This is a genomic window from Seminibacterium arietis, assembly GCF_042675725.1.
Taxonomy (GTDB): Bacteria; Pseudomonadota; Gammaproteobacteria; order Enterobacterales; family Pasteurellaceae; genus Seminibacterium; species Seminibacterium arietis.
Genome location: NZ_JBHTJN010000004.1, coordinates 191,861 through 215,761, shown reverse-complemented (window position 1 = coordinate 215,761; position 23,901 = coordinate 191,861). Strand labels below are relative to the sequence as shown.

The window sequence follows — 23,901 nt, the reverse complement described above, 5'->3', positions numbered from 1 at the left end:
GTTGTGATAAAGGAAAATAAAAAAAGATTATTAGTCATGGCTGGAGGAACGGGAGGGCATGTTTTTCCAGCTATCGCAGTGGTACAGGAATTGCAAAAAAAAGGATGGGATATTTGCTGGCTTGGTACAAAAGACCGTATGGAAGCACAAATTGTACCTAAGCATGGTATTCCTATTCAATTTATCCAAATTTCAGGCTTGCGTGGTAAAGGAATTAGCTCATTATTGACTGCACCTTTTAAGATTTTACGAGCAATTTTTCAAGCAAAGAAAATTATTAAACATTATCGACCAAATGTAGTGCTAGGAATGGGGGGGTATGTATCAGGACCAGGAGGCGTTGCTGCCAAATTAAGCGGAATCCCTATTGTATTGCATGAGCAAAATGCGGTAGCAGGTTTAACTAATCGTTGGTTAGCTAAAATTGCAACTACAGTATTACAAGCATTTCCTAGTGCATTTGAGCAAGCGGAAGTAGTTGGTAATCCAGTACGAGCAGATTTATTTGGAGAGTTATCTCCACAACAGCGATTAGAAAAGCGGGCAGGAAAACTACGTTTGTTAGTTGTTGGTGGTAGTCAAGGTGCTAGGATATTGAATTTTACGATTCCACAAGCAATGGCTCAGTTAGCAGAAAAATTTGAAATTTATCATCAGGTAGGAGCAGGTTCAGTTCAAAATGTGACCGCACTTTATACTCAGCACTCTCCAAATGTGGATGTTAACATCACTGAATTTATTGATGATATGGCAAAAGCTTATAGCTGGGCAGATATTGTTGTCTGTCGTGCAGGAGCGTTGACAGTATCTGAATTAGCAGCTGTAGGCGTTCCTGCTATTTTTATTCCTTTTGAACATAAAGATCGTCAACAATATTTAAATGCAAAATATTTAGCAGATGCTGGTGGAGCAAAGATTATTGAACAATCTGATTTTACAGCTGAAAAATTAACTGAATTATTGCTTTCTTTAGATCGTGATAAATTATTAGTGATGGCAGTTAACGCAAAAGCAATGTCAACACCACAGGCAGCTTCGCAAGTAGCACAAATAATCATTGATGTAGCAAAATAATTGAGATAGAAAATGACAGAATTTCAAGAAAAAATGACAAAATTTCAAGAAGAAATCAGAAAAATAATTCCTGAAATGCGACGAGTGCGACAAATTCATTTTGTTGGTATTGGTGGTGCTGGAATGGGCGGTATTGCGGAAGTATTGCTTAATGAGGGTTATTTAGTAACGGGTTCAGATATTACAGAAAGTGCAGTGACTAATCGGCTTACTGCTTTAGGAGCAAGGATCTATTTTTCTCACGAAGCAGAGCATGTGGAAAATGCTAGTGTAGTTGTAATGTCTAGTGCCATTAGCTCAGATAATATAGAAATTTTAGCCGCTAAAGAAAGAAGAATTCCAGTCATCCAACGAGCTCAAATGTTAGCCGAGATTATGCGTTTTCGGCATGGTATTGCAGTGGCAGGTACTCATGGGAAAACAACAACAACAGCCATGATTTCAATGATTTATGCTCAAGCTGGGTTAGATCCTACTTTTGTCAATGGTGGGTTAGTTAAATCTGCAGGGACAAACGCTTATTTAGGTTGTAGTCGTTATTTAATTGCGGAAGCAGATGAAAGTGATGCATCATTTTTACATCTACAACCAATGGTATCAGTCGTAACAAATATAGAGCCAGATCATATGGATACTTATCACGGTGATTTTGCTGAGATGAAACAAACGTATGTGAATTTTTTACATAACTTGCCTTTTTATGGTTTAGCCGTGTTATGTGCTGATGACCCTGTATTAGATGAATTGATACCAAAAATTGGACGACAAGTGATCACTTATGGTTTTAATGAAAAAGCAGATTATCGTATTGAAAATTATCATCAAGTAGGATTTAAAGGTTATTATATTGTTAATATGCCAAATGGTCGAAAGATCGAAATAATGTTAAATGTTCCTGGTAAGCACAATGCTTTGAATGCGACCGCAGCATTAGCAGTGGCAAAAGAAGAAGGCATTGATGATGAAGCCATTTTACTCGCATTAGCAGATTTTCAAGGAGCAGGAAGGAGGTTTGATCCTTTAGGAGAATTTCAGCGTCCAAATGGTAAAGTGATGCTTGTTGATGATTATGGACATCATCCAACAGAAGTGAGTGTTACTATTGAAGCAGCTCGTAAAGGATGGAAAGATAAGCGAATTGTGATGATTTTTCAACCTCATCGTTATTCTAGAACTCGAGATTTATTTGATGATTTTGTTCAAGTTCTTTCACAAGTTGATGTCTTGATCATGTTTGATGTTTATAGTGCTGGAGAAGAGGCAATACCAGGTGCTGATAGTCGTTCACTTTGTCGCTCAATTCGTAATTTAGGCAAAATTGATCCTGTATTTGTAGCAGACCAGAGTCAATTAGCAGAAACTTTAGATCGTTTAATTCAAGATGGTGATCTGATTTTAGCTCAGGGGGCAGGAAACGTAAGTAAATTATCTCGTCAGTTAGCTACTGAGTGGACAAAAAAAATAACATAAGAGAATATAAAATGAAACCATTAAAACAACAAAAAATAGCAGTCCTATTAGGTGGTACATCAGCAGAGCGAGAGGTGTCACTTAACTCAGGAAAAGAAGTGTTACAAGCTCTTAAAAATCAAGGGTTTGATGCTTATCCTATTGATCCAAAAACTTATCCTGTAGCCACTTTAAAAGAACAAGGATTTGATCGAGTTTTTAATATTTTGCATGGTCGTGGCGGTGAAGATGGTACAATGCAAGGTCTGTTAGAGCAAATTGGATTGCCTTATACAGGGTGTGGGGTGATGACCTCCGCTTTAACAATGGATAAAATGCGAACCAAAATGTTATGGAAAGCTTTCGGATTACCTGTTGCTGAAATGGAAATTGTAACAAAATCAAATGCATGCGAACTAAGTCCAGAAAAAGTTGTCGAAAAGCTAGGCTTGCCATTAATGGTAAAACCCTCTCTTGAAGGGTCTAGTGTAGGCTTAACTAAAGTTAAAACCGTTGAACAACTTAAAAGTGCGGTCGAATTTGCCTTAAAATATGATGAAACAGTATTGATTGAAGAATGGTTGAGCGGTGAAGAATTTACAGTGCCTGTGCTTGGTGATGAAGTGCTACCATCAGTGAAAATAGTACCTGATGGAGAGTTTTACGATTATGACGCTAAGTATATTTCTGATAATACAAAATATTTTTGTCCATCAGGATTAACAATAGAACGTGAAAAAGAGCTAGCCGAATTAGTTAAGCGTGCTTATGAAATTGTTGGTGCCCGTGGTTGGAGCCGTATTGATGTTATGTTGGATGGGAAAGGGCAATTTCGTTTAGTTGAAGTTAATACAAATCCAGGCATGACAAGTCATAGCTTATTTCCAAAATCAGCGGTTACTGTAGGGTATTCTTTTGAGCAACTTGTTGTAAAAATTTTGGAGCTAAGTTTGTAATGAGTAAATTATGGCACAAGACCGAATCGTCTATAAGGAATAATACTGATAGAGCAAAGTCTTTTGTGCAGCTGAAATCTTTACTTATACTTTTGTATATTAGTGTGGCAGTCTATTTTTATACAAATTGGCAATCTTGTTTGGAAAAGCTAGACAGTCAGCCTATAAGTGCATTTGCATTATTAGGAACGCCAACATTTACTACAGACGATGATGTCAGAGATGCATTGCAAAAATTTGGTAGTTTAAAGGGTTTTTTTGGGCAAGACATCGATGTGCTAGGTGAACAAATTCAAACAATGCCATGGATTCGTGAGGCTGTAGTTAGAAAAATATGGCCAAATCGGTTAAGCATTATGGTAAGTGAATATACACCTGTGGCGACTTGGAATGAAACAGAATTTTTGTCTGATGATGGAGTAATTTTTAAACTACCCGCTGATAAATTAAAAGCAGAAAATTTGCCTCAATTATTTGGTCCAGATTATCAAAGCTCACTTGTTATGGAGGCTTGGCATAAAATTTATCATGATTTAAGATTAAAGGGATTGAAACTGAAAGCTGTTTCAATTGATGATAGAGGTGCGTGGCAAATCACTTTGGATAATGATGTTCAGTTGAAATTAGGACGTGGAGAGTGGAAATCTAAGCTAGACCGTTTCGCTACAATTTATCCACAAATTGAAATACCTGAGCATAAAAAATTATCTTACGTTGATTTGAGATATAAGGTTGGTGCGGCAGTTGGATTTAAGGATGTCGACCATTAAACATTAAATTAAAATAAGATGAAGTGATAAAAAATGGCAAAGATTGTGGAATCAAAAACAATAGTAGGTTTAGAGGTAGGAACATCCAAAGTAGTTGCTGTAGTTGGTGAGGTCTTGCCTGATGGTGTAGTTAACGTGTTGGGTGTCGGCAGTTGCCCTTCAAAAGGTATAGATAAAGGTAGCATTACTGATTTAGGTGCGGTAGTTGCTTCTATTCAACGTGCAATTGATGCTGCTGAGTCTGTAGCCGATTGCCAGATTATGGGTGTAACGCTTGCTATTACAGGGGAACATATTCAAAGTCTAAATGAGAGTGGTTTTGTGCCTATTTCTGAGGGTGAAGTAACTCAAGATGAAATTGATTCTGCTATTCATACAGCAAGATCTGTTAGGATGGGAGAAGGGCTAACACTTTTACATGTGATTCCGCAAGAATACAAAGTAGATAAACAGGTAAATATTAAAGATCCTTTGGGGTTGCAAGGTGTGAGGCTGACTGCTCAAGCTCACTTGATAGCTTGTCATCAAGATTGGCTAAATAACTTAAAAAAAGCAGTTGAACGTTGTAAATTAAAAGTAGATAAAATTGTATTCTCAGGCGTAGCTTCTGCTTGCTCTGTTTTAACAGAAGACGAGAAAGATTTAGGTGTCTGTTTAATAGATTTTGGTGCGGGCACTATGGATATTGTTGTTTATACTAACGGGGCATTGCGGTTTAGTAAAGTGATTCCTTACGCAGGTAATCGAGTAACTGATGATATTGCTTATTTTTGTGAAACTTCTAGATCAGAAGCAGAACGGATTAAAGTAAATTATAGTAGTGCTTGGCATCCCCCTTCATTGCAAGGTGATAAAAAGATTGAGGTAATTGGAATTGGTGGTAGAGCTCCAAGAGTATTAACAAAAGATCAACTTTCAGTAGCAACTTCTGCCCGTTATGAGGAACTATTGGGATTGGTTAAAAATGAATTAACTCAGTTAAAATATGAATTAGAAAGCAAACAAATGAAATTTGAACTGATAGCGGGAATTGTTTTAACTGGGGGCGGTTCTCAAATTGAAGATTTAAAACAGTGTGCGATGAAAGTATTTGGCTATCAAGTGCGGATCGGCAGTCCATTGAATATTGGAGGATTGACAGATTATGTTAATAAGCCATCATATTCTACTGTTGTTGGATTATTACAATATAATTACAATGATCAAGAAGAAAATCAAATGGGTAGAGATTCATACAATGAGGAAGGATTGTTAAAATCAGCATGGGCTGGATTGAAAAAAATCGCAAATAAAGTCAAATCAGAGTTTTGAAAAATTTGATTTTTCATCTACAATAAGAGTAAGTTAGGTTATTTGATAATTAGTGCCGGTCTGAGAATTGGCAATAACGGAGAAAAAATTATGTTTGAACCGGTTGACTACGATCTTGGCGATATGAATGGTGCACTCATTAAAGTTGTTGGTGTCGGTGGTGGCGGAGGCAATGCCGTAAATCATATGGTTGCCAATATGATTAAAGATAATATCGGTGGTACGTTGCTCAATTCTGACGAATTAACATTTCCTACAGCAAATGACGAGCATGATAGAATTATATTTTATGCAGTAAATACGGATGCACAAGCTTTACGGAAAAGCAATGTACAGCAAACTGTCCAAATTGGTGGGGCGACAACTAAAGGATTAGGTGCAGGAGCGAATCCTAATGTAGGACGCAAAGCAGCTGAAGATGATCAGGATGCGTTGCGTGCTATGCTAGAAGGTGCTGATATGGTTTTTATCGCAGCAGGCATGGGTGGCGGTACTGGAACTGGTGCGGCTCCAATTGTGGCTCAAATTGCTAAAGAATTAGGGATATTAACCGTTGCGGTTGTAACAAAGCCTTTTTCTTTTGAAGGTAGAAAGCGGATGCAATTCGCTGAAATGGGGATTAAAGAATTATCCAAACATGTTGATTCACTGATTATCATTCCAAATGATAAATTATTAAAAGTATTGGGTAAGAATATTACGTTGATTGATGCGTTTGCGACAGCGAATGATATTTTACGTAATGCTGTAACAGGTATTTCTGACATGATTACATCTCCTGGTTTGATTAACGTGGATTTTGCTGATGTGAGAACAGTCATGTCTGAAATGGGACGAGCAATGATGGGATCGGGTGTTGTTCAAGGTTCACCTGCTGATGGACGAGCAGAAAAAGCCGCTCAGGAAGCAGTAGCGAGTCCGCTGTTGGAAGATGTAGATTTATCGGGTGCTAGGGGAGTACTCGTTAATGTTACTGGCGGTTTTGATTTAACATTAGACGAATTTAATATTGTTGGTGACGTTGTGAAAGCTTTCGCATCAGAAGATGCTACTGTGGTTGTAGGAACAACATTAGTACCTGATATGTCAGATGAAATTAGAGTCACAATTGTTGCAACGGGTATTGGTGATATTTTAGCTCCTGATATTCAAATTAAAGCACAATCTCCAGTGGTTAATCGTAATGCTGGAGTTGCGGAGCAAAATCGCTCATTTGCAACTGAACGTAATGAAATTGGTGCGGTCAAAAAACAAGATGTTAGTCGAGGATCAGATATGGGAGGACGAAGTATTTTAGATACTCCAATTACTGATAGATTGAGTTCCTTCAAACGAGAAGGCAGTATTTTTAACGCAGAAAGTTTTATGCGAAATAAAGATGAATAACTGTTGAAGTGCGGTCTGTTATTCGTTAATTAATGAAGAGAAAAATTATGATTAAACAAAGAACACTAAAACAAAGTATTAAAGTAACAGGTGTGGGTTTGCATAGTGGTAATAAAGTTACCCTCACTTTGCGTCCTGCAGCAACTAATACGGGAGTTGTGTATTGTCGTACAGATTTAAATCCGCCAGTGATGTTTCCTGCGGATGCGAATGCTGTTCGTGATACTATGCTTTGTACTTGTTTAGTGAATGAAAGTGGTGTGAAAATTTCTACTGTAGAACATTTAAATGCCGCATTAGCAGGATTAGGTATTGACAATATTATTATTGAAGTGGATTCTGCTGAACTTCCTATTATGGATGGAAGTTCAAGTCCATTTATTTATCTTTTACTCGATGCAGGTATAGAAGAGCAAAACGCACCGAAGAAATTTATACGAGTGAAACAGCACGTACGAGTAGAAGATGGTGATAAGTGGGCTGAATTCAAACCTTATAATGGCTTCCGTCTAGATTTCACAATTGATTTTGATCATCCTGCAATCAATAAAAATGTTTGTAACTACGTTATGGATTTTTCAGCTCAAGCATTTATTCAACAACTTAGTCGTGCAAGAACATTTGGTTTTATGAAGGATATTGAATATTTACAATCGCAAGGCTTAGCATTAGGCGGTAGTTTGGATAATGCTATTGTGCTTGATGATTATCGTATTTTGAATGAAGATGGCCTACGTTTTAAAGATGAGTTAGTTCGTCATAAGATGCTTGATGCTATCGGTGATCTCTATATGGCGGGCTACAATATCATTGGTGATTTTAAGGCATATAAGTCTGGTCATGGTTTAAATAACAAATTACTGAGAGCATTACTATCTAATCAAGAAGCATGGGAATTTGTGTCATTTGATGAGAAAGAGCAAGTACTTCAAGGCTATGTTGCACCAGGTTATGTTTTGATTTAATTAGTTTTTAACTAAAAAGCTATATTTCGATGAAATATAGCTTTTTTCTTTACCACAAATTTTGTAGTTAAAAGTATATAAAGTAACGTCTAAATAAAATATTCTTTATTCTTATTTAGCAAAATACAAAGGGTAAAATATGAATTTTGATTTAAATGAAATACGTCAACAAATTACTCAAGTCGATCGTAGTTTATTAAAATTATTATCAGAACGACATCGTTTAGCACTTGATGTAGCACGTAGCAAAGAAATTACACAAAAATCTTTGCGTGACGTCGAGCGTGAACAGCAATTATTGAGAGAATTGGTTCAGTTTGCAGAAAATCATCATTACCAACTTGAGGCTCAGTATATTACACAAATTTTCCAACGGATTATTGAAGACTCAGTTTTAACTCAGCAAGTGTATTTACAAAAAAAACTAAATCAACAGCGTGAACAAAATATTCATATTGCTTTTTTAGGTAAGAGAGGCTCATACTCGCATCTCGCTGCTCGTAATTATGCAACTCGTTATCAAGAAGAGTTAGTTGAAATAAGTTGTGATTCTTTTAGTCAGGTTTTTGAACAAGTTCAAGCAGGTGAAGCTGATTACGGCATTCTTCCTCTAGAAAATACTACATCTGGTTCTATTAATGAAGTTTATGATTTGTTGCAGCACACAGAATTATCATTAGTAGGAGAATTGGCATATCCAATCAAACACTGTGTACTAGTGAATAGTCAGCAAAATCTAACCGAAATTGATACATTGTATAGTCATCCTCAAGTAATTCAACAATGTAGCAATTTTATTCGTACTTTGGATCGTATTCATATTGAATATTGTGAGAGTAGTTCTCATGCTATGCAATTAGTAGCGAGTCTTAATAAGCCTAATATTGCAGCATTAGGTAATGCAGATGGTGGAAATTTATATGGGCTTCAAGTACTAAAAACTGATATTGCTAATCAACAGAATAATATTACTCGTTTCATTATTGTCGCTAAACAACCTATTGTAGTTGCTCCGCAGATACATACGAAGACATTATTATTAATGACAACTAATAAGCAACAAGTAGGGTCATTGGTTGATGCATTATTGGTGTTTAAAAAGCATAATATAAATATGACAAAATTAGAATCTCGTCCGATTTATGGTCAGACTTGGGATGAAATGTTTTATTTAGAAATTGATGCAAATATTAATAATCCAAGTGTTCAAATTGCATTAGAAGAATTACGCCAATATAGCAATTATTTGAAAATATTAGGTTGTTATCCAAGTGAAATTGTAAAACCTGTCGACGTTACATAAACATCTTAATGATGTGAAAAATTACCGCACTTTCATTATAGTAAAGTGCGGTATTTTTTCTGTAAAATTAAAATATTGCCATTATGTTATAATAGCAGTGCTTTCTTATGAAGTTTTATCAATCGAAATAATCACTAATCCTTTTCACATTTTATTAAACTTTTTCGTAAAAATAGGTACAATAGCCATATATTTTTGTATTAAATTAGAAAGGATCTTATGGCGTTATTAGATGTATTGATTTATCCCGATGAAAGATTAAAAATCGTAGCTGAACCTGTTACGGTATTTGATGAAGCATTGTCACAGTTTATAGATGATATGTTTGAAACGATGTATCATCAAGAAGGAATTGGTTTAGCAGCAACTCAAGTGAATGTACATAAACGAGTGATTACTATTGATATTGAAGGTACAGGCGAAAATCAAATTGTATTGATTAATCCAGAGATTATAGAAAGCTGTGGTGAAACAGGTATTGAAGAAGGTTGCCTTTCATTACCAGGATTAAGGGGCTTTGTGCCAAGAAAAGAGAAAGTGACAGTGAAAGCCTTTAATCGAAAAGGAGAAGAATTTATCTTACAAGCAGATGAATTATTGGCGATTTGCATTCAGCATGAAATTGATCACTTAAATGGAGTGGTGTTTGCGGATTATTTGTCACCTTTAAAACGTCAACGTATGAAAGAGAAATTGTTGAAATTACAAAAACAATTGGCTAAACAAAAATAACTCAAAATTGACTGCACTTTGAAGGATTATGTAATGAAACCATTAAACATTATTTTTGCTGGCACACCTGATTTTGCAGCACAGCATCTGCAAGAATTACTTAATTCACAGCATAAGGTGATAGCAGTTTATACTCAACCAGATAAACCTGCAGGACGAGGTAAAAAATTACAGGCAAGTGCGGTGAAAATATTAGCAGAACAACATAATCTACTGGTATATCAACCAAAAAGTTTGAGAAAAGAACAAGCTCAAGCTGAATTGCTGGCATTAAATCCAGATGTGATAGTAGTTGTAGCTTATGGCTTAATTTTACCAAAAGCGGTGCTAGATATTCCAAAATTTGGTTGCTTAAATGTACATGGTTCATTGCTTCCACGTTGGCGTGGTGCAGCACCTATTCAACGTGCTATTTGGGCGGGAGATCAACAAACAGGTGTAACCATTATGCAAATGAATGAGGGATTAGATACTGGCGATATGTTACACAAAGTTTATTGTGATATTCAACCAACGGACACATCTGCTGATTTATACCAAAAATTAGCTCAAATAGCACCAAAAGCATTAATTGATGTTTTAAATCAATTAGATGAGGGAAAGTTTTGTCCACAAAAACAAGATGATAATGTTGCTAGTTACGCCGATAAATTATCCAAAGAAGAAGCTAAAATAAATTGGAATCACACTGCACTTCAGCTTGAACGTAATATCCGAGCTTTTAATCCGTGGCCGATTAGCTATTTTACATTAAATGATCCACAAGGTAATTTGCAAACTTTAAAAGTCTATCAAGCTCAAGTGTTACCTCACCAAAATAAAGTCGCAGGAACAATTTTAAGTGCAGATAAAAATGGTATTCAAATCGCAACTTCAGATGGTGTACTGAATTTATTACAATTACAGCCAGCAGGTAAGAAAGTTATGTCTGCTCAAGATTTGTTGAATGGCAGAGCAGATTGGTTTGCTGTTGGTAAAGTGTTGGATTAATGAAAATGGCAAAACAAAAGAATAGACAAAAAACAGTAAAGCTTTCTGTGCGGGCTTTAGCTGCTCAATTACTTTTTCTTGTCTTAGAGCAAGGAAAATCTTTATCTACACTTATTCCTGAACAACAAAGTAAAATAAAACCACAAGATTTACCTTTATTACAAGAAATTTGTTTTGGCGTTTGTCGTGTTTTACCTCGTTTAGACAGCATTATCGCTATGTTACTAGATAATCCATTAAAAGGTAAAAAGCGAATTGTACATTGCTTGCTATTAGTGGGTTTATATCAACTATTATATTTACGTGTTCCTGCTCATGCTGCAGTTGATGAAGTTGTAAAAGGGACAGAAAGTCTGAATGTCGGTGCATTTAAAAATTTAGTAAACGCTGTTTTGCGTCGCTTTTTGCGTGAGAAAACAGGAATTTTAGCTAAAGTAGATCAGAATTGGCATACTTTACATCCAGATTGGTTTATTAATCGATTAAAAAAATATTATTCAAATTGGCGAGAGATTATTGAGGCTAATAATCAAAAACCGCCAATGTGGTTACGAATAAATCAAAATTACAGTAACTCAGAACATTATATTCAATTATTAGAGCAAGTTGGTGTTAAAGGAATCGCAGAGGGGAGACAATCAGTACGGCTTAGTCAGCCAAGTTCAGTAGAAAATCTACCACACTTTACTGAAGGTTGGGTAACTGTGCAAGATTTGCATGCACAGTGGGCAGCTTCGTTACTTGAACCTCAGAATGATGAATTGATTCTAGATGCTTGTGCTGCACCAGGTGGTAAAACTACGCATCTTTTAGAGCTTGCTCCTAAAGGAAAAGTAGTGGCGTTGGACATTGAACAAAACCGTCTAGTGCGAGTAAATCAAAATTTACAACGATTACAACAGACCGCTTTAGTGATTCAAGGCGATGCAACTAACCCTACTTCGTGGCTCAATCAAGTAACTGATTTTTTAGGAGAAAGTGCGGTACAGTTTGATAAAATTTTACTTGATGCTCCTTGTTCTGCAACGGGCATTATTCGTCGCCACCCTGATATAAAATGGTTACGTCGAGATCAAGATATTGAAGAATTAGTCCAATTACAAAAACAAATTTTGACGACTCTTTGGTCTCTCTTGAAAGAGGGAGGCGTGTTGCTATATGCTACTTGCTCTGTTCTACAAGAAGAAAATCATCAACAGATTAGTGCTTTTTTGCAATCACAATCTGATGCGATATTAGAACCGTTGCTATTTCCATTGCAAGAAAATATGCTTGGCTACCAATTTTTTCCCACGGAGAACAGTGGAGATGGTTTCTATTATGCAAAATTGAGAAAACGAGTAAAATAAACTAAATTTAACAATAGCTAGGCTCAGAGTGAAATGAAAATAATTATCTTAGGTGCTGGACAAGTTGGCACGACTTTAGCAGAAAATCTTGTTAGTGAAGATAATGATATTACATTAATTGATAATAAATATGATCGTTTAGCCTTTTTACAAGATAAACATGATTTAAGAGTAATTAAAGGAAATGCGTCTTCACCAAAAATTTTGCGAGAAGCAGGTGCGGCTAATGCTGACTTATTAGTTGCAGTAACGAGTTCTGATGAAACCAATATTGTTTCCTGCCAAGTTGCTTATACATTATTTAATACACCGACAAAAATAGCTCGTATTCGAAATGCAGAATATTTAAGAGAACGAGATAAATTATTTCACCCTGATGTTATTCCTATTGATCACATTATTTCTCCTGAGAAATTAGTAACAGATGAAATCACTCGTTTGATTGATTATCCAGGTGCTTTACAGGTCTCACATTTTGCAAATGGAAAAATAAGTATTGTCGTAACAAAAGCTTATTATGGAGGTCCTTTAGTTGGCTATGCATTATCGGCTTTAAAAGATCATATGCCTCACATAGATTGCCGTGTTGTGTCTATTTTACGTCAAGGTAAAGTGATTCGCCCACAAGGTTCAACTATTATTGAAGCAGGCGATGAAGTAACGTTCATTTGCGAGACTATTAACATTAAAGCTGTAATGAGTGAGTTACAACGCCTTGAGAAACCTTATAAAAAAATTATGATTATTGGTGGTGGCAATATAGGGATTGGGGTGGCAAAAGCCCTTGAAGATCAATGTACAGTAAAATTAATTGAGCGTAATGCTGAAAGAGCAGCTATGTTTGCTGAGCATTTAGCTAAAACATTAGTATTTTGTGGCGATGCTTCGGATGAATCCTTATTATTTGAGGAACATATTGAAAATATTGATGTTTTTCTTTCTTTAACTAGTGATGATGAAGCAAATATTATGTCCGCTCTTTTGGCAAAACGATTAGGTGCTAAAAAAGCGATGGTACTGATTCAAAGAATGGCATACATTAATTTAATTCAAGGCGGAACAATTGATAATGCGATTTCACCTCAACAAGCAACAATTTCTGCATTGTTAGGACATATTCGAAAAGGTGATATAGCCACTGTAGTATCGTTACGACATGGCGGGGCAGAAGCCTTAGAAATTATTATACATGGTGAAAGTAGCACATCTAATGTTGTGGGACGTAAAATTGCTGAACTGAAATTACCTATGGGGGTCATTATTGGTGCGGTTTTACGTGATGGTGAAGTACTAATTGCTCGAAAAAACGTGATTATCCAAGAATATGATCATGTCATAGTATATGTGTCGGATAAAAAACATATATCAGAGATTGAAAAATTATTCCAACCGAGTGCTTTTTTTATTTAATTATAGTATTGTTATGATTTTGTAATTATATGTAATTAAATGTAAAATAAATATACTTACAACGTCCCCTTTTCTAGAATAACTCTGTATCAGCTTTATTAAAAAGGAGAATTTTATGAGTTTTATTCAAGAGTTTAAACAGTTTGCCATGCGTGGTAATGTTGTAGATATGGCTGTGGGGGTTATCATTGGTGGTGCTTTCGGTAAAATTGTGAGTTCCCTTGTCGGTGATGTAGTTATGCCTGTTTTAGGTATTTTAACAGGTGGTGTTGATTTCAAAGATTTGCATATTGTACTAAAAGATGCAGTTGGCGATATACCTGCAGTTACTTTAAATTACGGTGCTTTTATTCAAAATGTATTTGATTTTATTATTATTGCTTTTGCAATTTTCTTAATGATAAAAGCACTTAATAAGTTGAAAAAACCAGCTGAAGAACCAACTCCAGAACCTGCACCGATTGAACCATCAAATGAAGAGAAACTATTGGCGGAAATTAGAGACCTATTGAAAAAATAGCCGCTTGTTTTTGTTAAAAAGCTCGTTTCAGACGGGCTTTTTTATTTCTACAAAGTCAATTCTTATCTGTAATTAGATGATCATTCTTATTAAAAAATTACTATCTTTTTTTAAAAAAATCTAATAATATTTATTAAAATTGTTAAATATTTGTAATGTTGTTGGAAGTGCTATAAAATAGCAACTAATTTAATCTAATTACAATTTTTTAGTTATTTATCCGTTGCTTGTTTTTGTCAATATAGCAAATTCAAGCTGAATTTTAACTTAACAAAGTAAGGAAAAAACTATGTCAGATATGGTTAAGTATGACGTAGATCCAGTCGAGACTAATGAATGGTTATTGGCAATTGACTCAGTCATTCGTGAGGAAGGTGTTGAAAGAGCACAATTTATTATTGAGCAATTAATGCAATGTGCAAGAGCAAACTCAGTATCGTTACCTACAGGCGTAACAACTGACTACATCAATACCATTCCAGCCTCAGAAGAACCAAATTATCCTGGTAATTTAGATTTAGAACGCCGCATTCGTGGTGCCATTCGCTGGAATGCTATAATGATGGTATTAAGAGCATCTAAAAAAGACTTAGAGTTAGGTGGTCATATGTCTTCATTTCAGTCTTCAGCAACTATTTATGAAGTCTGTTTTAACCATTTCTTTAAAGCTCGTACCGAAAAAAACGGTGGTGATTTAGTTTATTTTCAAGGACATATTTCGCCAGGAATTTATGCTCGTGCATTTTTAGAAGGACGTTTGACTGAGCAACAACTAGATAATTTCCGTCAAGAAGTGGATGGTAAAGGTATCTCTTCTTATCCGCATCCGAAATTAATGCCAGAGTTTTGGCAATTCCCAACAGTATCAATGGGGTTAGGACCATTGAATGCAATTTATCAAGCACGTTTCTTAAAATATTTACATAATCGAGGCTTAAAAGATACTTCTGATCAAACCGTTTATGCTTTCTTAGGTGATGGCGAAATGGATGAAGTAGAATCTCGTGGTGCAATAGCTTTTGCTGCACGTGAAAAATTAGATAACTTAATTTTTGTTATTAACTGTAATTTACAACGTTTAGATGGTCCTGTTAGTGGTAATGGTAAAATTATCCAAGAACTTGAAGGTATGTTTAACGGTGCAGGTTGGGAAGTTATCAAAGTAATTTGGGGACGTCGCTGGGATCGTTTATTACAGCGTGATACCACAGGTCGCTTATTACAATTAATGATGGAAGTAGTTGATGGTGATTATCAAACTTTCAAATCAAAAGATGGAGCTTATGTGCGTCAACATTTCTTTGGTCGTTATCCTGAAACAGCAGCACTTGTAGCTGAAATGACTGATGATGAAATTTGGGCATTAAATCGTGGTGGACATGATCCATTAAAAGTATTTGCAGCCTTTAACAAAGCAAAACAAGTAAAAGAAAAACCAGTAGTGCTTTTAATGAAAACTATTAAAGGTTACGGTATGGGAGAAGCTGCGGAAGGTAAAAATATTGCTCACCAAGTTAAAAAAATGGATATGTCAGGCGTTAAACATGTGCGTGATCGTTTCTGTTTATCCATTACCGATGATGAAATTGAAAAATTACCTTATATTAAATTTGAAAAAGATTCTGAAGAATATAAATATTTGCATGAACATCGCCAAGCTTTAAACGGTTACTTACCAAGTCGTTTACCACGTTTTGATTATCCGTTTGAAGTGCCAACTCTAGATGATTTTGCATCATTGCTTGAAGCTCAAAATCGTCCAATTTCAACAACAATGTCCTTTGTAAGAACCTTAAATGTGTTACTTAAAGATAAATCTATTGGTAAACATATTGTTCCAATCATTGCTGATGAAGCTCGTACTTTTGGTATGGAAGGGCTATTCCGTCAAGTGGGAATTTATAATCCGCACGGTCAAAATTATACTCCACAAGATCGCGAGCAAGTTTCTTATTATCGTGAAGCAGTTGATGGTCAAGTATTGCAAGAGGGAATTAATGAACAAGGGGCTACAGCATCTTGGTTAGCAGCGGCTACATCCTATTCAACCAACAATGTACCGATGATTCCATTCTTTGTTTATTACTCTATGTTTGGTTTCCAACGTGTTGGCGATCTAATGTGGGCAGCAGGCGATCAACAAGCACGCGGTTTTATGATCGGTGGTACATCAGGTCGTACGACATTAAATGGAGAAGGGCTACAGCATGAAGATGGTCATAGTCATATTCAGTCTGCGGTAGTGCCAAATTGTATTTCCTATGATCCAGCATTTGCTTTTGAAGTACCTGTTATTGTACAAGATGGTGTTCGTCGCATGTATGGTCCTGAACAAGAAAATGTTTATTACTATATTACAACTTTGAATGAAACCTACGATCAACCAGCAATGCCAAAAGGTGCAGAAGAGGGGATTCGCAAAGGGATTTATAAGTTTGAAACAGTGACAGGACAAGACAAAGCAAGAGTACAATTATTGGGTTCTGGTTCGATCTTACGTCATGTACGTGAAGCAGCTAAATTATTAGCGAATGATTTTGGTGTAAGTTCAGATGTTTACAGTGTGACTTCATTCACTGAATTAGCCCGTGACGGTGCAGATGTTGATCGTTGGAATTTATTACACCCAATGGAAAAAGCTAAAGTTCCTTATATTGCTCAAGTTATGAACGAGTTTCCAGCAGTAGCTGCGACTGACTATGTAAAACTCTATGCTGATCAAGTACGTGCTTATGTACCTGCACAAAGCTATCGTGTGCTAGGTACTGACGGATTTGGTCGTTCTGATAGTCGTGAGAATTTACGTGAACACTTTGAAGTAAATGCTCATTATGTAGTAGTTGCAGCATTAACAGAGTTAGCAAAACAGGGAGCTGTGGATACTAAAGTTGTAGCTCAAGCTATTGAAAAATATGGTATTGATGCAGAAAAAATGAATCCACTTTACGCATAATGCTATAGGTAATTGAGCATAAATTGAAATGACAGTTGTCTCAAATTTTAATAATACAAGCAAGTGCGGTGAATTTGAGACAATATTTTAACGTTGATCGACGAAAAAATAAGGGCAAAAGCATGTCAAAAGAAATTCAAATTCCAGACATTGGTGGAGATGAAGTGACTGTTACTGAAGTGATGATAAAAGCAGGTGACAGCGTTGAAGTGGAACAATCAGTGATTAATGTAGAAGGCGATAAAGCTTCAATGGAAGTCCCTTCCCCAGTAGCTGGAGTAATTAAAAACGTGTTAGTAAAAGTAGGGGATAAAGTCTCTACTGGTACACCAATGTTTGTGCTAGAAGAACGACAAGAAAGTGCTACAGAACAATCTGAGTCTGTAGCTTCTATACAAAGTGCGGTAGCTTCTGTAGTAGAAATTAGCGTGCCTGACATTGGGAGCGATGAAGTTAATGTTACTGAAATCATGGTGAAAGTAGGTGACAGTGTTGTTGCAGATCAATCTATCTTGAACGTTGAAGGTGATAAAACTTCAATGGAAATTCCTGCACCAACAGCAGGTGTTGTGAAAGAGATTTTAATCAAAGTTGGCGATAAAGTTTCAACAGGATCATTAGTAATGAAATTTGAAGTTGCGGGTCTAGTCACAACAGAGCAAACTGCAGAGGAAAAATCAGTTGTATCATCAAATTCATCTATTTCAACTTCATTAGCAGTGAAAGATGTTAATGTGCCTGATATTGGTGGTGATGAAGTAAATGTTACTGAGATTATGGTAAAAGTAGGTGATTCAGTAACAAAAGAACAATCTTTGATTACAGTTGAGGGTGACAAAGCTTCAATGGAAGTCCCTTCACCTTTTGCTGGTGTAGTAAAAGAAATTTTAGTGAAATCTGGTGATAAAGTTTCAACGGGCTCATTGATTATGAAGTTTGAAGTCGTAAGTGCTACATCTGCTCCTGCTTCCGTTCCTGAAATTCAAAGTGCGGTGGAAAAACCAGCACCAACCACATCAACAAGTACACAAGTGGCAGATCAAAGTGAAATAACATCAAGTAAAACTTTTGCTCATGCGACCCCTGTAGTTCGTCGTTTAGCCCGTGAATTTGGGGTAAATCTTGATAAGATAAAAGGCACTGGTCGTAAAGGACGCATTCTTAAAGAAGATGTACAGGCTTATGTAAAAGCTGCAATTAAAGCAGTAGAAAGTGGTAGTGTATCAGCACAACCAAGTACAGCTGTCGCAAATGGAGCGGGCTTAGGCTTATTACCTTGGCCGAAAGTAGATTTCAGTAAATTTGGTGAGACTGAAGAAGTAGAATTAGGACGTATTCAAAAAATTTCGGGTGCTAATTTACATCGTAACTGGGTGATGATACCTCATGTCACTCAATGGGATAAAGCAGATATTACAGAATTAGAAGCTTTCCGCAAACAGCAAAATGTGTTAGCAGAAAAACAAAAACTGGATGTAAAAATCACTCCATTAGTGTTTATTATGAAAGCAGCTGCAAAAGCATTAGAAGCTTATCCACGTTTTAACAGTTCACTATCTGAAGATGGTCAGCGTTTAACTTTGAAAAAGTATATTAATATTGGTGTTGCAGTAGATACGCCAAATGGTTTAGTTGTACCTGTATTCCGCGATGTAAATAAAAAAGGTGTAATTGAGCTTTCTCGTGAGTTGGCAGAAATTTCGAAAAAGGCTCGAGCAGGTAAATTAACCGCATCAGATATGCAAGGTGGTTGTTTTACTATTTCAAGTCTTGGTGGTATTGGCGGAACACATTTCACTCCGATAGTGAATGCTCCTGAAGTCGCTATTTTAGGTGTATCGAAATCTGAAATGACACCTGTATGGAATGGTAAAGAATTTACACCTCGTTTAATGTTACCACTATCATTATCGTATGATCATCGAGTGATTGATGGTGCTGATGGTGCAAGATTTATTACCTATATTAATGGCGTATTAAGCGATCTTCGTCGTTTAATTATGTAACGGAAATTGAGTGCTTTTTCTTGTTGGAAAAGCACTTTTTGCAAATTCTAAAGTGCGGTGCGAATCGCCCAATTTTTAATCGGTAAACGAGGTAAAAATGAATAAAGAAATCAAAACTCAGGTTGTTGTACTTGGTGCAGGTCCTGCTGGCTATTCTGCAGCGTTTCGTTGTGCGGATCTTGGTTTAGAAACCGTCATAGTTGAACGTCATTCTACGTTGGGCGGTGTATGTTTAAATGTAGGTTGTATCCCATCTAAAGCTTTGTTACACGTAGCAAAAGTAATTGAAGAAGCAAAAGCCTTAGCTGCACACGGTATCGTATTTGGTGAACCAAATACAGACGTTGAGAAAATTCGTGGTTGGAAAGAAAAAGTAATTACTCAGTTAACAGGCGGTTTAGCTGGTATGGCGAAAATGCGTAAAGTTCAAGTAGTGAACGGTTTTGGTAAATTTTCAAGTCCAAATACGATTATAGTCGCTGGTGAAGAGGGTGAAACCACAATTCATTTTGATAATGCGATTATTGCGGCGGGTTCACGTCCAATTCAATTACCATTCATACCACATGAAGATCCTCGTATCTGGGACTCGACAGATGCACTTGCGTTAAAAGAAGTACCGCAAAACCTATTAATTATGGGCGGTGGCATTATCGGCTTGGAGATGGGAACAGTATATCATGCTTTAGGATCTAAAGTTGATGTAGTAGAAATGTTTGATCAAGTTATTCCTGCTGCGGATAAAGACATGGTGCAAATTTACACTAAACGTATTGAGAAAAAGTTTAGTTTGCTTTTAGAAACGAAAGTAACTGCGGTTGAAGCAAAAGAAGATGGTATTTATGTATCAATGGAAAGCAAATCAGGTACAGAAACTCGCCGTTATGACGCAGTATTAGTTGCGATTGGTCGCACACCAAATGGAAAAATGATTGATGCTCAAGTAGCTGGCGTGGAAGTAGATGAACGTGGTTTCATTCGCACAGATAAACAAATGCGTACTAATGTACCTCATATTTTTGCTATTGGTGATATTGTCGGTCAGCCAATGCTCGCTCACAAAGGTGTGCATGAAGGGCATGTTGCAGCAGAAGTCATCGCAGGAAAAAAACATTATTTTGATCCAAAAGTGATCCCGTCAATTGCTTATACTGAACCTGAAGTAGCTTGGGTAGGTAGAACTGAAAAAGAATGTAAGGCGGAAGGTATCAACTATGAAGTAGCCAAATTCCCTTGGGCGGCTTCTGGTCGAGCAATTGCTTCAGACTGTGCTGATGGAATGACTAAATTGATCTTTGACAAAAATACACATCGTATTATTGGCGGAGCAATTGTAGGAACAAATGGAGGCGAACTCTTAGGTGAAATTGGTTTAGCAATTGAAATAGGTTGTGATGCAGAAGATCTTGCATTAACGATTCACGCACACCCGACTTTACATGAATCTGTTGGTCTTGCTGCTGAAGTGTTTGAAGGATCTGTAACAGATTTACCGAATCCAAAAGCGAAGAAAAAATAAATTTTAATTATTTTGATTTTTTAACAGAGCCTTTCCTCCATAGAGAAAAGGCTTTTTTTTTTGAGCTATGGTAGAATGTGCAAAATTTCCAAATAAGAGGAATAAACATGTCTCAGTATTCAGCACAATTTCCACAAGCGAAAGTATTAGTTTTAGGCGATGTAATGTTAGATCGATATTGGTTTGGTGCGACTAATCGCATTTCTCCAGAAGCACCCGTGCCAGTAGTAAGAGTGCAAGAGCATGAAAATCGAGCTGGCGGAGCGGCAAACGTAGCGATGAATATTGCGAGTTTAAATGTTCCTGTTCGTTTGTTAGGTTTTACAGGGAAAGATGAAGCAGGTACAACGCTATCAAATTTACTAGAACAGTATAATATTGACTGTGATTTTACAAAATTAGAGACTCACCCAACTATTACTAAATTACGTATTTTATCTCGTCATCAACAGCTATTACGTCTTGATTTTGAAGAAGATTTTCAAAATGTTCAAAGTGATGAATTGATTAAAAAACTACAAAGTGCGGTACAAAATTACGGAGCATTAATTTTGTCTGACTACGGAAAAGGCACATTAAATCAAGTGCAGCAGATGATTCAAGTTGCTCGTCAAGTTGGCGTGCCAGTGTTGATTGATCCTAAAGGTACGGATTTTCAACGCTATCGTGGAGCAACTTTATTAACGCCAAATATGTCTGAGTTTGAAGCGGTTGTAGGTAAATGTCATGATGAAGAAGAAATCGTAACAAAAGGGTTAAAATTAATCGAGCAAATTAATTTGACTGCGTTGTTAGTAACACGTTCAGAAAAGGGCATGACTTTATTGCGACCAAGTTTACCGCCATTCCATTTGCCGACACAAGCAAAAGAAGTGTTTGATGTGACAGGAGCAGGAGATACAGTCATTAGTGTGCTAGCTATCGCATTAGCTGATGGGCGAAGTTTTGAAGAGGCTTGTTATTTAGCGAATGCAGCAGCTGGAGTAGTAGTAGGTAAGTTAGGGACATCAACAGTTTCTAGTGTTGAATTAGAAAATGCAATCCATAATCGCAATGCAAGTGGTTTTGGAATCATGTCTGAATCTGAGCTTAAAACTGCCGTACAATTAGCTAAAGCGAGAGGTGAAAAAATAGTGATGACGAATGGTTGTTTTGACATTTTACATCCAGGACACGTTTCCTATTTAGAAAAAGCTCGCAAGTTGGGAGACCGCCTGATCGTAGCAGTAAACAGTGATCATTCAGTGAAGCGTTTAAAAGGAGAAACTCGACCAATTAATCATTTAGCCGCAAGAATGGCAGTATTAGCAGGATTATCTTCAGTAGATTGGCTTGTTCCCTTTGAAGAAGATACTCCGCAACGTTTAATTGGAGAAATTTTACCTGACTTTTTAGTAAAAGGTGGCGACTACAAACCTGAGGAAATTGCAGGCAGCAAAGAAGTATGGGAAAACGGTGGTGAAGTGAAAATTCTCAATTTTGAAGATGGTTGTTCGACGAGCAATATTATTAAAAAGATTCAAACGCAGAGTTAATTTAAAATAATGAAAAATAAAACCGCACTTTGACAGAGGTTAAAAAGTGCGGTTTATTTTTATCAATGTTCTCTCGTTTTAAAGAAACTCACGTCAGGATAACGTTCTTGAGTGAGATTTAAATTCACCATAGTAGGGGCAATATAAGTGAGATTATCACCACCGTCTAAAGCGAGATTTTGTTCATTTTTACGTTTAAATTCTTCAAGCTTTTTGTTATCCGTACAAGTTACCCAACGTGCAGTAGCAACATTGACATTTTCATAGATAGCTTCTACGTTATATTCCGTTTTTAAACGTGAAACCACAACGTCAAATTGCAATATCCCCACCGCACCTACAATTAAATCATTGTTGGAAAGTGGGCGAAAAACTTGCACAGCACCTTCTTCGGAAAGTTGTACTAATCCTTTCAGCAATTGTTTTTGTTTGAGCGGATCTTTAAGACGAATGCGACGAAATAACTCAGGTGCAAAATTTGGAATTCCCGTAAATTTTAATTCTTCTCCTTGCGTGAAAGTATCGCCAATTTGAATAGTGCCATGATTATGCAATCCAATAATATCACCTGCATAGGCTTCTTCTGCATGAGAACGATCTCCAGCCATAAAAGTTAGAGCATCGGAAATTACGACATCTTTACCAATTCTGACATGACGTAGTTTCATTCCTTTTTCATATTTACCCGACACAACTCGCATGAACGCAACTCGGTCACGATGTTTAGGATCCATATTAGCTTGAATTTTAAACACAAAACCAGTGAATTTTTGTTCCGCACTTTCTACTACTCTAGTATCTGCTTGGCGAGCTTGTGGTACAGGCGACCATTGCGTTAATCCATCTAGAAAATGATCCACGCCAAAATTACCTAAAGCCGTACCGAAAAAGACAGGGGTTAATTCCCCTTGTAAAAATAAATCAAGATCAAATGGATTAGATGCACCTTGCACTAATTCTAATTCATCTCTTAATTGTTGTGCTAAGTCTGAGCCAACGTATTGATCTAATTCAGGATTATTCAAGCCCTTAATCACTCTAACATCTTGAATACGATGACCTTGCCCTGTTTGATATAAATACGTTTCATCTTTATAGAGATGATACACGCCTTTAAACAATTTCCCACAACCAATAGGCCAAGTAATAGGTGCACAATGAATTTTGAGTATGTTTTCGACTTCATCAAGCAACTCCATTGGATCACGAATATCACGATCTAACTTATTCATAAAAGTTAAAATCGGCGTATCTCTTAAGCGAGTTACTTCCATTAATTTAATGGTTCGATCTTCCACCCCTTTAGCACTGTCAATGACCATCAAACAGCTATCCACCGCAGTTAAAGTGCGGTAAGTATCTTCTGAAAAATCCTCATGTCCTGGTGTATCTAAGAGATTCACTAGACAATCATTATAAGGAAATTGCATAACTGAAGTCGTAATTGAAATGCCCCGTTGTTTTTCCATTTCCATCCAGTCAGATTTCGCGTGTTGGGTAGAACCTTTCCCTTTAACAGAACCAGCTTTTTGAATTGCATTACCATAAAGTAACACTTTTTCAGTGATGGTCGTTTTCCCTGCATCGGGGTGAGAAATGATCGCAAAAGTGCGACGTTTATTGACTTGCTGTGGGTAATCGTTGAAAGACATAATAACAATGGTTGATTAAAT

Annotated in this window: 18 protein-coding genes; 17 read left to right on the top strand and 1 reads right to left on the bottom strand. The window is 36.5% G+C overall.

All coding sequences use genetic code 11. From position 1 onward, the window contains the following. Positions 1 to 6: 6 nt before the first annotated feature. The 17 genes from murG (at position 7) to hldE (ending at position 22,228) form a co-directional block, all read left to right on the top strand. Positions 7 to 1,074 carry an undecaprenyldiphospho-muramoylpentapeptide beta-N-acetylglucosaminyltransferase gene (gene murG / locus ACFQ02_RS01960; RefSeq protein ID WP_380818922.1) on the top strand — a complete coding sequence of 356 codons (1,068 nt, stop codon included), beginning with the start codon at positions 7 to 9 and terminating at the stop codon, positions 1,072 to 1,074. 33 nt (positions 1,075 to 1,107) lie between these two features. Continuing rightward, on the top strand, positions 1,108 to 2,544 hold the full coding sequence (gene murC, locus ACFQ02_RS01955) for a UDP-N-acetylmuramate--L-alanine ligase (RefSeq protein WP_380818919.1): 1,437 nt from the start codon (positions 1,108 to 1,110) through the stop codon (positions 2,542 to 2,544). Positions 2,545 to 2,555: 11 nt separating this feature from the next. Beyond that, positions 2,556 to 3,479: a D-alanine--D-alanine ligase gene (locus ACFQ02_RS01950; protein ID WP_380818600.1), complete on the top strand. Its 924-nt coding sequence runs from the start codon at positions 2,556 to 2,558 to the stop codon at positions 3,477 to 3,479. Then, entirely contained in the window at positions 3,479 to 4,249 is a 771-nt protein-coding gene (locus tag ACFQ02_RS01945) for a cell division protein FtsQ/DivIB (RefSeq protein WP_380818598.1), read from the top strand. Before ACFQ02_RS01950 ends, ACFQ02_RS01945 begins: the two co-directional genes overlap by 1 nt. A 33-nt stretch (positions 4,250 to 4,282) precedes the next feature. Next, positions 4,283 to 5,560 (top strand): cell division protein FtsA, encoded by a 1,278-nt coding sequence (ftsA, locus tag ACFQ02_RS01940; protein ID WP_380818596.1) that lies wholly within the window; start codon positions 4,283 to 4,285, stop codon positions 5,558 to 5,560. A gap of 90 nt (positions 5,561 to 5,650) precedes the next feature. After that, complete coding sequence (ftsZ, locus tag ACFQ02_RS01935) at positions 5,651 to 6,946, top strand: cell division protein FtsZ (RefSeq protein ID WP_380818594.1); 1,296 nt, start codon at positions 5,651 to 5,653, stop codon at positions 6,944 to 6,946. A 47-nt stretch (positions 6,947 to 6,993) separates the two neighbouring features. Further along, positions 6,994 to 7,911, top strand: a complete 918-nt coding sequence (lpxC, locus tag ACFQ02_RS01930; protein ID WP_380818592.1) for a UDP-3-O-acyl-N-acetylglucosamine deacetylase — start codon at positions 6,994 to 6,996, stop codon at positions 7,909 to 7,911. Between the two features lie 139 nt (positions 7,912 to 8,050). Next, positions 8,051 to 9,214: a prephenate dehydratase gene (gene pheA / locus ACFQ02_RS01925; RefSeq protein ID WP_380818589.1), complete on the top strand. Its 1,164-nt coding sequence runs from the start codon at positions 8,051 to 8,053 to the stop codon at positions 9,212 to 9,214. A gap of 219 nt (positions 9,215 to 9,433) precedes the next feature. After that, a complete protein-coding gene (def, locus tag ACFQ02_RS01920; RefSeq protein WP_380818587.1) occupies positions 9,434 to 9,946 on the top strand; it encodes a peptide deformylase in 513 nt (170 codons plus the stop codon). Between the two features lie 33 nt (positions 9,947 to 9,979). Continuing rightward, positions 9,980 to 10,936: a methionyl-tRNA formyltransferase gene (gene fmt / locus ACFQ02_RS01915; protein ID WP_380818584.1), complete on the top strand. Its 957-nt coding sequence runs from the start codon at positions 9,980 to 9,982 to the stop codon at positions 10,934 to 10,936. 5 nt (positions 10,937 to 10,941) lie between these two features. After that, positions 10,942 to 12,285, top strand: coding sequence for a 16S rRNA (cytosine(967)-C(5))-methyltransferase RsmB (gene rsmB, locus ACFQ02_RS01910; protein ID WP_380818581.1), 1,344 nt, complete (start codon positions 10,942 to 10,944; stop codon positions 12,283 to 12,285). 33 nt (positions 12,286 to 12,318) lie between these two features. Beyond that, positions 12,319 to 13,695 (top strand): Trk system potassium transporter TrkA, encoded by a 1,377-nt coding sequence (trkA, locus tag ACFQ02_RS01905; RefSeq protein WP_380818578.1) that lies wholly within the window; start codon positions 12,319 to 12,321, stop codon positions 13,693 to 13,695. 115 nt (positions 13,696 to 13,810) lie between these two features. Further along, positions 13,811 to 14,215: a large-conductance mechanosensitive channel protein MscL gene (gene mscL / locus ACFQ02_RS01900; protein WP_380818575.1), complete on the top strand. Its 405-nt coding sequence runs from the start codon at positions 13,811 to 13,813 to the stop codon at positions 14,213 to 14,215. Positions 14,216 to 14,504: 289 nt separating this feature from the next. After that, positions 14,505 to 17,168 (top strand): pyruvate dehydrogenase (acetyl-transferring), homodimeric type, encoded by a 2,664-nt coding sequence (gene aceE / locus ACFQ02_RS01895; RefSeq protein WP_380818573.1) that lies wholly within the window; start codon positions 14,505 to 14,507, stop codon positions 17,166 to 17,168. Between the two features lie 122 nt (positions 17,169 to 17,290). Further along, positions 17,291 to 19,174 carry a pyruvate dehydrogenase complex dihydrolipoyllysine-residue acetyltransferase gene (aceF, locus tag ACFQ02_RS01890; protein WP_380818571.1) on the top strand — a complete coding sequence of 628 codons (1,884 nt, stop codon included), beginning with the start codon at positions 17,291 to 17,293 and terminating at the stop codon, positions 19,172 to 19,174. Between the two features lie 97 nt (positions 19,175 to 19,271). Further along, positions 19,272 to 20,693 carry a dihydrolipoyl dehydrogenase gene (gene lpdA, locus ACFQ02_RS01885; RefSeq protein ID WP_380818569.1) on the top strand — a complete coding sequence of 474 codons (1,422 nt, stop codon included), beginning with the start codon at positions 19,272 to 19,274 and terminating at the stop codon, positions 20,691 to 20,693. Positions 20,694 to 20,800: 107 nt separating this feature from the next. Beyond that, on the top strand, positions 20,801 to 22,228 hold the full coding sequence (hldE, locus tag ACFQ02_RS01880; protein ID WP_380818567.1) for a bifunctional D-glycero-beta-D-manno-heptose-7-phosphate kinase/D-glycero-beta-D-manno-heptose 1-phosphate adenylyltransferase HldE: 1,428 nt from the start codon (positions 20,801 to 20,803) through the stop codon (positions 22,226 to 22,228). 62 nt (positions 22,229 to 22,290) lie between these two features. Here the strand turns inward: hldE and prfC are convergent, their stop codons facing one another. Then, entirely contained in the window at positions 22,291 to 23,880 is a 1,590-nt protein-coding gene (gene prfC, locus ACFQ02_RS01875; RefSeq protein WP_380818565.1) for a peptide chain release factor 3, read from the bottom strand. Between the last annotated feature and the right edge of the window lie 21 nt (positions 23,881 to 23,901).